Below are 12,073 nucleotides of genomic sequence, written 5' to 3' on the forward strand. Positions count from 1 at the left end.
AAATTTGAAATACAAAAAATGATGTAGTATCCATTGTGGGGAGTGGGGGAAAAACTACTTTAATGTTTAAGTTGGGAAGAGAATTAAAAAAATGGGTAAAGTATTAATAACAACTTCTACCAAAATAGGTATTCCAACTGAATTAGAAGATGATGAAATATGCGTTGAAAACTTTGATGGAAATTTCAATGGAATAAATTTAGTGATTACAGGTGGAGAATCTACAGATAAAAAAATAACGAGCGCTGACTATGATTATTTAAAAGAGATTTTGTCAAAATTTGATTATGTACTAATTGAAGCTGATGGTTCTAAACAAAAACCATATAAAGCCTCTCGCGAAAATGAGCCTGTAATATACGATATAACTACTAAAACTATAGCAGTATTGCCAATGATGAAATATTTAAATGAGTTGAACAAAGATGATATATTTAATTTTAAATTGTTCAAAGACAGATTTGGAAGAGTAGTTTTAGATGATTCATTAATTTTAAAAATGCTATCTCACAGGGAGGGAATTTTTAAAAATTCAGTTGGCGAAAAATATCTCTACTTAAATAGAGTTGAGGAAGATATTTCAAAACTTGAAGAAGAAATTGGAAAATTAGATATAAAACTTAGGAGGTAAGTATGAATATTAGCGCTATAGTAATGGCTTCCGGATTTTCAAAGAGAATGGGAGATAACAAATTAAAACTTGAAGTCAAAGGTAAGAGAATGTTTGAATACACAGTTGATTTATTAGATAGTTTAGATTTTTCAGAAAAAATTTTAATAACAAATGATGAAGATATTAAAAAATATGCTGAAGGAAAGTTGAAAGTATATGACAATGAAAAAGCTGATATAGGTAAGAGTGAATCAATTAGAATAGGCGTAGAAAACTCAGGTAATGTTGACGGATATATGTTCTTTGTATGTGACCAACCTTTTGTCAGCGAGGAAACTGTTAGAAAAATAGTGGATAAGTTCTATCAAGATGAATTGATAACTTTTCCGATGTACGGCAAAAAGCGTGGGGCTCCGATGATTTTCCCGAAATTTTTTAAAGATAGATTGTTGAGTTTAAAAGAAGATGAGGGCGGAGTTGTTTTAATAAACGAAGAAAATTCACAAAAAGTTGATATAGAAAGTGAAATGGAACATATAGATATAGATACAAGGGAACAATATGAAAAAATTAGATAATTTGATAATAATTAGGGGTGCGGGAGATATTGCAACGGGTTCAATTCAAAGATTACATCGTTCCGGTTTTAAAGTGCTGTGTCTCGAAGTGAAACAACCAACTGCAATAAGAAGAACTGTTGCACTATCTGATGCTATTTACGTTGGAGAAACAAGCGTAGAAGATATAACAGCAAGAAGAGTTGAAACTATATCTGAAATGGAAAAGGCATTTGAAGATAGAGTAGTGCCTTTGATGGTGGACCCTGAATGTAAAATCCTAGAAGAACTTGAACCTGATGTATTGGTTGATGCGATTTTAGCTAAAAAAAATCTTGGCACAAGAATAGATATGGCAAAGGGAACTGTTGCACTAGGACCGGGATTTATTGCTGGGGAAGATGTTGACATAGTTATTGAAACTAACAGAGGTCACGATTTAGGCAGACTTATATTTGAAGGCTCTGCAGCACCAAATACAAATAGACCGGGGAATATAGATGGTTTTACAAGAGAGAGAGTACTGTATGCACCTAAGGCCGGAAAAATAATAAACAGACACGATATAGGGGATATAGTAGAGCAAGGAGAAGTCATAGCTACAGTTGAAGGCGGAGAAGTTACAGCTAAAATTTCAGGGATTTTAAGGGGGATTATTAGAAATGGTACTGAAGTCTTTGAAGGTATGAAAATAGGAGATGTGGACCCAAGAACTACTACAAATCCAAATACAATATCGGACAAAGCAAGAGCATTAGGTGGAGCAACTCTCGAAGCCGTTATGATTTTGAAAAATAGAAATGCTGATAAGTAAAGTAAGTTATGAAAATATAGAAATTTATAAAATAGGAAGTTGAATTATCATCATTTCCGATTTTATTTTAGTGTGTTAATATGTTTAGTAGTTGAATCAAAAGTGCATTGAATAAGAAATTTTATGACGAAATATTATTAGGTAGATTAATAAGATAATTAAAAGGTGATGATAATGGATAGAGATAATTATATATTAGGACTTGCACTAGGTAGAATACCAATGGAAGCATGTAAAATAGAATTAACAGAAGAAGAAAAAGATTTACTCGAAGGTATGAAAGAGCGTATAGAAAAAGATATATCAGAAGGTAAAAAGTATATATACGAAGTGCCATTCGATGATTAATTTAAACTTTAATGATATAAGTTAAATTTAAACAATTTGAAGAAAAGAGGAATGAATAAATGGGAATGAGCAGAGATAATTATATACTAGGACTTGCAACAGGTAGAATACCAATGGAAGCTTGCAAAATAGAACTAACAGAAGATGAAAAAGAAGAACTTGAAGCATTAAAAAAGGAAATAGCAGAAGATAAAGCAAATGGATACAATTATATTTACGAAGTTCCACAAAATTGGGATTGATAGATATAAAAATTAAAAAGATTCAAAGTTAATATTTAATTTAATATATAAGTTTTGTTATGTTAGTGAACATATTGTAAAAGCAGCTTTCTCTATATGAGTTAGCTGCTTTTGTGTTTGTTTTATTAAATTATTTGGTAGGGGCTATCTACCACCGCCACCAGTTCCACCACCTGAGAATCCACCGCCTCCACCAGTTCCACCACCTGAGAATCCACCGCCTCCACCAAAGGAAGCTGAACTCGAACTTGAACTTAAGCTGTAAGCTTGATATGAATTTTTAGAGAAATAAGTTAAATATAAATAGTGTGGATATAGACTGTTAGGACCAACGTATAAAGGTATGTGACCGGCATATTTATCTTCAGGATAAAAATGTTTGAATGCATCGGTTACTTCTTCGGCGGCGCCCAATAACACTCCCATAATTAATAAATCATCGAAATTTGAAATTTCTATTGATTCTTTTTCACTCAAATCTTCTAAATCATATAAAAATCTTTCAAAGGCACATAGACGAGAAGTTTCAGTAAGTCCTTTTTCTGTTAGGTAATATTTATTAGAAGCTCTTTCTTCAAGATATCCATTGTCTATTAAATAATTTCTTCCTTCTTCTTTTGTAGATTTTAAAAACTTATATGGGAAGTCTTTTGATTTAAATAAAAATCTTTTGAACTCTTTTGGAGTTAGAATATCATCGTCGCCCTTAGCTTTTAAAATAAATTCAAATAAATTGGATTCAAATCTATTTTTTGTATTAGGAACACTATTTATCTTTAAGACAGTATCTTCTGGTTTTAACTTTTCTTTTGGTAATGCTAAATTTTTAGCACTTTCAAATGATAAATTACCAGATTTTACCCACTTTAGAATTTGAGCTGAGATTATAGCATTTAATATATTGATTTCTTTTTGTCTTAAATAAAGTAAGGCCGTCAGATTGCCGTTGAAAGGTGCTTCACGGTAATATTCGGGATGGTCTTCATCGACCTCATTTATATTCTTCGCTATAGTACGCTTTTTTGAAGTAGATACTAGAATCGAAAAGAATATGAAGACAGGCATTAAAATAATAAAGAAAATTATTAAGGTAACCGGGCCTGAAAAATCTTTAGAACTTTGCGAAATAGCATCTCCTGAAATACCATTTAAATCATTATAGTCATTTTCATAGCTTGAATTTTCAAATGCAACTGATTTTAAAGTTTCAAAACTATCATTTAGGGTGTAAGAAGGATTTATTATTCCCTTATTCAAAGACATTAGAATAGTTAAATTTTGATTATTTGAAAAAGGTTCTGTATTTTTAGCAACGATTTTGCCATCTTCAAATAAGATATTTCCAATGTATCCGAATGCCCAAATCTTTGCATTGCTCTCGTTTAAATCAACACCATTTTTTTGAATAGTTACTTTTACATTATCAGGGACCGGATCCATATCATGGTTTATAAATCTAATATTAAATCCGTCTAAATCTGTGTAACCTATCATGGCATTTTTCAAAGTGTAGTTTATTGTGTAGGTCTTTGGTTCTAATGCAGTTTTACCAAAGCACAATTCAATGCCGTCGACTGTTTTATTAATTCCGTATTTGTTCGCCTTTTCTTCAAAAGAAACCTCTACATCCCAAGGAACTTCTGTATAAGGACCATTTTCATCTGAAACTTTAAAGTCAGTTAGTTGCATGTGGTTTAAGTTTTGCATGGGAATATAAAATTCTGTTCCGCTATCAGCTGTTGCTTTCCAAACTTGTGTTACTTGTAGAGAACCGTCATCAAGTATATTTGCATTTACTTCAATAGAGTCTATTGAATCAGCAAAGACTATACTTGGAGCGATTGCAAATAGTAGTAATAGTATAGAAAATAATTTTTTCATAATAATCACCTGAATTTTAAATTTAGCATTTAACAATGTAAAAATTTACGAAGTAGTTTTTGCAAGACGATACTATTTATTTTTTAATTATGTATAATAAATATAATTAGTTTGTACAACAGTAAATGCTATTTAAATCTATTATATAGTATTTACTTGAGATAAATATACAGTTATTTGAAATAGTAGAGGTAAATTATGAAAATAGTTTTTTTAGATTATAAGACATTAAATCCCGGAGATTTAAGTTTTGATGAATTGGAAAGTTTAGGAGATGTAATTTTATATAGAGATACTGATGTTAAAAATGAAAGTGAAATTATAGAAAAAATTGGAGATGCTGAGGCTATAATAGTGAACAAAGTTCCAATTTCAAAAAATATCATTGAGAAATGCAACAATTTAAAATATATAGGCCTTTGCTCTACCGGATATAATAACATTGATATTGTAGAGGCTAAAAAGAGAAATATATCTGTGAGAAATTGTCCTGAGTACTCGACCTATGCGGTCAGTCAATTTACAATTGGACTGTTGCTTGAAATTTGTCACAACACATATAGGCATACTGAATCAGTAATGGCAGGAGAATGGATTAAGGCGGATGATTTTTGCTATTGGAAGCATCCTGTGATTGAGCTATATGGAAAGACGATGGGTATAGTTGGGTTTGGAAACATAGGCAAAAACACCGGACGTATTGCTAAGAGTTTGGGAATGAATGTAATCGCAAGTGGTTCAAGACCAACTGACGAGGGCAGAGAGATAGGAGAGTATGTTTCGTTTGATGAGTTATTGGAAAAGTCGGATGTAATAGCTCTGCACTGTCCATTAAATGAAAAAACTGAGAAGATTATAAATAAAGATACTATTTCCAAAATGAAAGATGGAGTTATTTTGTTAAATACTGCAAGAGGCGGGTTGATAGATGAAGCTGATTTTAGAGAGGCTTTAGATTCTGGAAAAATATATGCTGCAGGGATAGATACTGTTGCAGTTGAGCCAATGTTAGAGAACAATGCTCTACGTGGAGCACAGAATTTATTGATTACACCGCATATAGCTTGGGCATCTTTAGATACGAGAAAGAGGTTGCTTGACATAATAGTTGGGAATTTACAATCTTATATGAACGGAGAGTCAATAAACGAAGTTAAATAAATATTTAGATTATAATTTAGCTTTTGTTTCTAAAATGTATCTTAGTCTTAGAGAGCATATTGCAAAGATAAATTGAAATGAGAGTAAAGATTAAATATAATATACAAAGGAAGGGCAATCAAATGAAAATTATAATAATTGGCGGAGGAATCTCCGGTGTCTTTGCAGCAATTGAATCTAAGAGGTTAGGGCATCAAGTGACTGTTTTAGAAAAGAAAGATAGAATCTTAAAAAAAATGCTGACAACTGGAAATGGAAGATGTAATTTAACTAATTTAGATGTATCTTATAAAAATTATAATTCAAAATTTGTAACAGAAGCCATAAATGGATTTACAAATGAAAATTTTATAGACTATTTGAAAACTATTGCGATTTTTACGACTTGTGAAGGGAATAGGGTCTATCCTCAAACTTTAAAAGCTCAAACTGTTGTGAATCAACTTTTAGAGGAACTCGAAGAGTTGGGTGTTGAAGTTATTACGTCTTCGCCGGTTTTGAAGGTGGAAAAAGAGAATAATAAATTTACAGTTTATACCAATGAAGAGAAGTTTGTGGCTGATAGAGTGGTATTTGCAACTGGAGGCTGTTCTTCTCCTAAGCTTGGGAGTGATGGCAAGAGTTTTGAAATTTTGAAGAGTTTGGGGCATAAAGTAACTAATCTTTATCCCGCATTAACTCAAGTTACTTCTGAGTCAAAGGATTTAAAATCAATAAGTGGTGTAAAAGTATACTCTAAGCCAAGGCTGTATATAGATGATGAACTAGTACAAGAGGAAGAGGGAGAAGTATTGTTCACTGATTATGGATTAAGTGGCCCACCTATCTTAAATTTATCTAAGGCAGTTAATATTAAAAGCGGAAATAAATATATTAAATTTTCTCTAGTAAATTATTCTGATGAAAAAATCAAAGATGAGCTTTATAATATGTATTATATGTTGAGTCATTATTCACTAAAAAGATGGCTTACGGGAATAATAGATAAGAAATTAGTTGGATATATCTGTAAAAATTTAAATTTGCATCAAGATATTCCAATGAGTAATATTGACGAGAAAGTTTTTGAGAAAATGGTTGAAGAAATTTTAAATCACAGAATAGATATCTCAGGGACTAAGGGATTTGATACTTCTCAAGTCACTTTAGGTGGAGTTGAGTTATCACAAGTTGATGAAAAGACTTTCGAGTCTAAGTTGGTAAAAGGGCTTTATATAATAGGTGAGGCTCTTGATATAGATGGAATTTGCGGAGGATACAACATACAATGGGCAGTATCTTCGGCTATGATGATGAGCAGAAATCTTTAGGAGGTAGAATGTTCTACTTACAGAATAGATTAAAAGAATACGGAAATATATCGGTTGGAATAATTGGTTGTGGAATAATGGGAAGTTCACTTTTAACTCAATTAAAGGGATTACAAAATTTCACACCGCTTATTTTGTCCTCAAGAAGAATTGAAAAAGTGAAAAATACTTTTATATCAGCAGGGTTTACTGAAGATGAGTTTTTGGTAACTGATGATATTGAAGTGGCAAGAGAAGCTATTAAAAATGGAAAGTCAATTGCCACAACTGACAACATGATTGCAGCAGAGCTACCTGATGTGGTTGTGGATTGCACAGGAGATACTAACGCCGGTTGTGAAGTTACATTGAGAGCAATCGAATCCAACACACATATTGTAAGCTTAAATGTTGAAATGGATGCGACAGTTGGTCCTTATTTAAAATCATTGGCAGATGAAGCAGGGGTTGTTTACACCGGTTCAGCTGGAGATGAACCGGGTGCTATAATTGAACTCTATGAATTTTTAAATACAATGGGGTTTGAAGTTTTAGTTCTTGGGAAGGGAAAGAACAATAAGTTGGATAGAAGTGCCACACCTGAGGATCTAAGCGAAGAGGCAATTAATAGAGGGTTAAATCCAAGAATGTTGACTTCTTTCGTGGATGGTACAAACACAATGACAGAGTTAAATGCCGTGTGTAATGCAACCGGATTTGTTCCGGATATTAGGGGTTGCCATTCTTTTACGACAACTCCTAAGACAATAGCACAGGATATAGATTTAGAATCAAGAGGGTCTAAGTTGAATTCTTATGGGACGGTAGATTTTTCAATGGGAATAGCGCCGGGAGTTTTTGCCATTGCAAAGGCTAATTCTGAAATAATAGATAATGAGATGGAATATTTGAGTGTTGGCAAGAGACCAAATTTCGCCATATATAGACCGTATCATCTAACAAGTTTGGAAACTCCAATTTCAATAATAAGAGCAGTTGTTTTAAAAGATTCTACAATAGCACCTTATAAGGGTTCTGTAGCAGAAACTATTGCAATTGCAAAGAAAGATTTGAAAAAGGGAGAAAAACTTGAGGGAATAGGTGGAAACTCAGTTTATGGAGTGTTGGAAAAAGCAGAAATTCAAAGACGAGAAAATCTTCTGCCGATAGGAATTATCACAGAGAAAACTAAACTTGCAAGAGATGTTGAGATCGGCAAAGCTTTAACCTATGAAGATGTAATTTTAGATGAGGAAGCAAGTATAGTTAAAATAAGAAGGCTACAAGGTAATTGACAACTAAGGTGATATTAATATAAAATATAAAATTGAAATGCATAGTTACATTTTAGAGAATGACTTTGGTAGAGTAGTGCATTTAGAAAGGACGAAAAGCCATGAGAATCACAAAAGAAACAGATTATGCATTCAGGATATGCGGTTACTTAGCCCAACATGAAGGAGAAGTAGTAGGAGCTCCCAAAATTGCACATGATAGAGTTATACCGGAAAGATTTACTCTTAGAATACTTAGAAAGTTGAATTTAGCGGGGATAACTACAGCAAAAAGAGGAGTTACAGGCGGATATATGCTAAATAAGCCAAAAGAGGAAGTTTCTCTTTATGATATAATGGTTGCTATAGACGGACCTATAGTTGTTAACAGATGCATGAATGCAGAAGATCCATATTGTTCATATATGGGAGTTAATTCTTCAGATTTTGACGGTTGCAGGTTTCACGTAGCTCTTGAAGAAGTACAAAATTCGGTAATAAAAATTTTAAAATCCAAGACACTTGAATGTTTTGGAGAAAATAAGCAATGAAGAGACAGTTATAAATAGAGAGTTTCAAGAGAGCATTCGGTTGGTGTGAGAATGTAACTTGAGTTTATAAGATCAACTTGGAGCAAATTGGTAAGTCTGCCTTAAAGACAATTAAGTGATAGGACCTATAATAAGGGTGGTACCGCGGCGTAAGTCGTCCCTTAGTTGGGTCTTTTTTATTATATAAATAAGGAGGAAAAGTTATGGAAAATTTTAAACCGCTTTCAAAATCTCCAGTAAAAGATAGAGAATCTGAAATATCAAATTACTGGGACGATATTGATCTATTAAAAAGATCTGTTGAAGCAAGGGAAGGTAATCATTCGTATATTTTTTATGAAGGACCGCCAACAGCAAATGGTAAGCCGGGTATTCACCACGTAATTGCAAGAACTCTAAAGGATTTAACTTGTAGATACAAGACAATGAGTGGTTATAAGGTAAAGCGTAAAGCAGGTTGGGATACTCACGGTTTGCCGGTAGAAATTGAAGTTGAAAAGAAATTAGGACTTCACAATAAACAGGACATAGAAAAATATGGTGTTGCACAGTTCAATGAAATGTGTAGACAATCCGTATGGGAATATGAGTCTGAATGGAGAAAATTGACTCGAAGAATGGCATATCTAATCGATTTAGATGACCCATATGTAACACTAGACAATAACTTTATAGAATCTGTTTGGAGTATTTACAACAAAATGTTCAAAGACGGATTAATCTATGAAGGACACAAGATTCTTCCATATTGCCCACGTTGTGGAACAGGACTTGCATCTCACGAAGTTGCACAAGGTTATGAAGAAATCAAAACTGAAACAGTTACAGCTAAATTTAAGGTTAAAGGAAAAGACAATGAGTATTTCTTGGCATGGACAACAACTCCTTGGACACTTCCTTCAAACGTAACACTTACTGTAAATCCTAAAGTTGAATATATCAGAGCAAAAATTCATGATGATGTTTATATAGTTGCTAAAGAATTGGCAGATTCTGTATTTGAACACGAATATGAAATTCTTGAAACAATGAAAGGTAGCGACCTTGAAGGCGTTGAATATGAACAATTATTGAAATTTATACAAACTGACCAAAAAGCTTTCTATGTTACAACAGCAGATTATGTAACTACAGAAGATGGTACAGGTGTTGTACACACAGCTCCAGCATTTGGGGAAGACGACTATCAAACAGGAAGAAGATATGGGCTACCAGTTTTCAATCCAGTTGATGAGTCAGGTAGATTCACTGAAACACCTTGGAAGGGTATGTTTGTAATGGATGCAGACAAAGAAGTTATCCAATACTTGAGAGAAAATGATTTATTGTTCAAGAAACATAAATTTGACCACAATTATCCTCATTGTTGGAGATGTCACACTCCATTAATCTACTATGCTCACCCATCTTGGTATATCGAAGTTACTAAGTTTAAAGAAAAACTTGTAGAAAACAACAATGGTGTAAATTGGTTCCCAGATTATGTAGGTGAAAAGAGATTTGGTAATTGGTTAGAAAATCTAAACGATTGGGCAATTTCTCGTTCGAGATATTGGGGAACTCCACTTCCTATTTGGAGATGTGAAGAATGTGGACACACAACTTCAGTAGGTTCAAGAAAAGAACTTGCAGAAAGAGCGATTGAAGATATAGATGATTCAATAGAACTTCACAGACCATACGTAGATGACGTTCATATCAAGTGTGATAAGTGCGGCCATACTATGTCAAGAATACCTGAAGTAGGCGATGTTTGGTTTGACTCGGGAGCAATGCCTTTTGCACAATGGCACTATCCATTTGAGCACAAAGATGATTTCAACGAATTGTTCCCAGCAGATTTCATCTGTGAAGGTATCGACCAAACAAGAGGTTGGTTCTACTCACTTCTTGCAATTTCAACTTATATGACAGGCAAGAGCCCATATAAGAATGTACTTGTAAATGATTTAATTTTAGATAAATTTGGTAAGAAGATGTCTAAATCAAAGGGAAATACTGTTGAACCATTTGATTTATTTGATAGATATGGAGCAGACGTAGTTAGATGGTACTTGATGTATGTATCTCCACCATGGACTCCTACAAAATTTGATGAAGATGGACTTAGAGAAGTTGACTCTAAATTCTTCAGATCAATCAGAAATATCTATAACTTCTTCAGTCTATATGCAAACACAGACGGTATAAATCCTAGAGAATTTGATATTGCATATGAAAAGAGAGATGAAATTGACAAGTGGTTATTGTCAAAATACAACAATCTTGTAAAGACTGTAAGAGAAGATATGGATAAATTTGAAGTTACAAAGGTTGTTAGAAATATTCAAGAATTTGTAATAGAAGATTTGTCTAACTGGTATATCAGAAGAAACAGAAGAAGATTCTGGGCAACTGAAATTGATGATGACAAGAAGTCTGTTTATGCGACAACTTATGAAGTTATGCTTGGAATAGCTAAGTTAATAGCACCATTTGTTCCTTTCACTTCTGAAGAACTTTACAGAAGTCTTACTGATGGAGAGTCAGTTCACCTTGAACTATATCCTGAAGTAAACGAAGAATTGATAGATGAAAAGATAGAAGAAAAGATGGACTTAGTTAGAAACTTAGTAGCATTAGGACGTGCTTCAAGAGAAAATGCTAAGATAAAAGTTCGTCAACCACTTTCAAAAGTAATCATTGATGGTAAATACAAGGAAACAATCGCTGAGTTAGATGAACTTATAAAAGAAGAACTTAACGTAAAAGAAGTTCACTTTGAAGAAGATCTTTCTCAATTTATGAACTATGAATTAAAACCTAACTTCAAAGTTGCAGGTTCAATCCTTGGAAGTAAGATAAAAGAGTTCTCAAAATATTTGAATTCTGTAGATCCTAAAAAATTTGTTTCAGAACTTTCTAATGGTCCAAAAGAAATAGAATTAAACGGTGAAAAGACTGAAATTAAAGAAGAATATATCTTGATAAACATCAAATCAAAAGAAGGTTTTGACGTTACAATGGAAAACAATCTATTTGTAATCCTTGACACAGAACTTAGTGAAGAATTGATTAATGAAGGATATATCAGAGAATTCATCTCAAAAATTCAACAAATGAGAAAGAACTTAGATTTAAATATCTTAGACAACATCAAGATTGAGTATACTTCTGATGGAGAAGTAGTAAAAGCAATTGAATCTGGAGCGGAATTTATTAAGTCTGAGACTCTTGCAGTCGAAGTGACTAAGAATGATTCTGTTGATGGAGAAGAAGTAGACCTTAACTCTCATATGTCAAAAATAAAGATACAAAAAGTTTAAAAATAAATCCCTTGAGCTATTAGCTTGAGGGATTATTT

Annotated in this window: 11 protein-coding genes and 1 other annotated feature; of the genes, 10 read left to right on the forward strand and 1 reads right to left on the reverse strand. The window is 32.9% G+C overall.

Features of this window, described 5'->3' with window-relative positions; translation table 11 throughout:
- Positions 1-82 precede the first annotated feature (82 nt).
- The 5 genes from yqeC to HMPREF9129_RS04660 all read left to right on the forward strand — a co-directional run bounded on the left by yqeC (position 83) and on the right by HMPREF9129_RS04660 (position 2,574).
- On the forward strand, positions 83-631 hold the full coding sequence (yqeC, locus tag HMPREF9129_RS04645; RefSeq protein ID WP_257009188.1) for a selenium cofactor biosynthesis protein YqeC: 549 nt from the start codon (positions 83-85) through the stop codon (positions 629-631).
- Between the two features lie 2 nt (positions 632-633).
- Positions 634-1,191, forward strand: a complete 558-nt coding sequence (locus tag HMPREF9129_RS04650; RefSeq protein WP_004820866.1) for a nucleotidyltransferase family protein — start codon at positions 634-636, stop codon at positions 1,189-1,191.
- On the forward strand, positions 1,175-1,984 hold the full coding sequence (yqeB, locus tag HMPREF9129_RS04655; protein WP_004820867.1) for a selenium-dependent molybdenum cofactor biosynthesis protein YqeB: 810 nt from the start codon (positions 1,175-1,177) through the stop codon (positions 1,982-1,984). Before HMPREF9129_RS04650 ends, yqeB begins: the two co-directional genes overlap by 17 nt.
- 174 nt (positions 1,985-2,158) lie before the next feature.
- The gene (locus HMPREF9129_RS10965) at positions 2,159-2,332 is read left to right on the forward strand and encodes a hypothetical protein (protein ID WP_004820869.1); all 174 of its coding nucleotides are present in this window, start codon (positions 2,159-2,161) and stop codon (positions 2,330-2,332) included.
- A gap of 59 nt (positions 2,333-2,391) precedes the next feature.
- Positions 2,392-2,574, forward strand: a complete 183-nt coding sequence (locus HMPREF9129_RS04660; RefSeq protein WP_004820870.1) for a hypothetical protein — start codon at positions 2,392-2,394, stop codon at positions 2,572-2,574.
- Between the two features lie 144 nt (positions 2,575-2,718).
- Here HMPREF9129_RS04660 and HMPREF9129_RS04665 read toward each other — a convergent pair whose 3' ends face one another.
- Positions 2,719-4,455 carry a DUF2207 domain-containing protein gene (locus HMPREF9129_RS04665; protein WP_040552321.1) on the reverse strand — a complete coding sequence of 579 codons (1,737 nt, stop codon included), beginning with the start codon at positions 4,453-4,455 and terminating at the stop codon, positions 2,719-2,721.
- Positions 4,456-4,653: 198 nt separating this feature from the next.
- Between HMPREF9129_RS04665 and HMPREF9129_RS04670 the strand changes: the two genes are divergently transcribed.
- The 5 genes from HMPREF9129_RS04670 (at position 4,654) to ileS (ending at position 12,035) form a co-directional block, all read left to right on the forward strand.
- Positions 4,654-5,616, forward strand: coding sequence for a D-2-hydroxyacid dehydrogenase (locus tag HMPREF9129_RS04670; protein WP_004820875.1), 963 nt, complete (start codon positions 4,654-4,656; stop codon positions 5,614-5,616).
- A gap of 77 nt (positions 5,617-5,693) precedes the next feature.
- Entirely contained in the window at positions 5,694-6,926 is a 1,233-nt protein-coding gene (locus HMPREF9129_RS04675; RefSeq protein ID WP_004820876.1) for a BaiN/RdsA family NAD(P)/FAD-dependent oxidoreductase, read from the forward strand.
- 8 nt (positions 6,927-6,934) lie between these two features.
- Positions 6,935-8,200, forward strand: coding sequence for an NAD(P)H-dependent oxidoreductase (locus tag HMPREF9129_RS04680; protein WP_004820879.1), 1,266 nt, complete (start codon positions 6,935-6,937; stop codon positions 8,198-8,200).
- A gap of 101 nt (positions 8,201-8,301) precedes the next feature.
- Positions 8,302-8,730 carry an RrF2 family transcriptional regulator gene (locus tag HMPREF9129_RS04685; RefSeq protein WP_004820880.1) on the forward strand — a complete coding sequence of 143 codons (429 nt, stop codon included), beginning with the start codon at positions 8,302-8,304 and terminating at the stop codon, positions 8,728-8,730.
- Positions 8,718-8,895, forward strand: a binding site (T-box leader). Its footprint overlaps the gene before it by 13 nt.
- A 38-nt stretch (positions 8,896-8,933) precedes the next feature.
- Complete coding sequence (gene ileS, locus HMPREF9129_RS04690) at positions 8,934-12,035, forward strand: isoleucine--tRNA ligase (RefSeq protein WP_004820883.1); 3,102 nt, start codon at positions 8,934-8,936, stop codon at positions 12,033-12,035.
- The last annotated feature ends 38 nt before the right edge of the window (positions 12,036-12,073 follow it).

This window comes from Peptoniphilus indolicus ATCC 29427 (genome assembly GCF_000227315.1).
Classification (GTDB): Bacteria; Bacillota; Clostridia; order Tissierellales; family Peptoniphilaceae; genus Peptoniphilus; species Peptoniphilus indolicus.

What these genes read in the sequence shown, in the direction of transcription:
- HMPREF9129_RS04650 (WP_004820866.1), top strand. Translation starts at nt 634, where the DNA reads ATGAATATTAGCGCTATAGTAATGGCTTCCGGATTTTCAAAGAGAATG.
- yqeB (WP_004820867.1), top strand. Translation starts at nt 1,175, where the DNA reads ATGAAAAAATTAGATAATTTGATAATAATTAGGGGTGCGGGAGATATT.
- HMPREF9129_RS10965 (WP_004820869.1), top strand. Translation starts at nt 2,159, where the DNA reads ATGGATAGAGATAATTATATATTAGGACTTGCACTAGGTAGAATACCA.
- HMPREF9129_RS04660 (WP_004820870.1), top strand. Translation starts at nt 2,392, where the DNA reads ATGGGAATGAGCAGAGATAATTATATACTAGGACTTGCAACAGGTAGA.
- HMPREF9129_RS04665 (WP_040552321.1), bottom strand. Translation starts at nt 4,455, where the DNA reads ATGAAAAAATTATTTTCTATACTATTACTACTATTTGCAATCGCTCCA.
- HMPREF9129_RS04670 (WP_004820875.1), top strand. Translation starts at nt 4,654, where the DNA reads ATGAAAATAGTTTTTTTAGATTATAAGACATTAAATCCCGGAGATTTA.
- HMPREF9129_RS04675 (WP_004820876.1), top strand. Translation starts at nt 5,694, where the DNA reads ATGAGAGTAAAGATTAAATATAATATACAAAGGAAGGGCAATCAAATG.
- HMPREF9129_RS04680 (WP_004820879.1), top strand. Translation starts at nt 6,935, where the DNA reads ATGTTCTACTTACAGAATAGATTAAAAGAATACGGAAATATATCGGTT.
- HMPREF9129_RS04685 (WP_004820880.1), top strand. Translation starts at nt 8,302, where the DNA reads ATGAGAATCACAAAAGAAACAGATTATGCATTCAGGATATGCGGTTAC.
- ileS (WP_004820883.1), top strand. Translation starts at nt 8,934, where the DNA reads ATGGAAAATTTTAAACCGCTTTCAAAATCTCCAGTAAAAGATAGAGAA.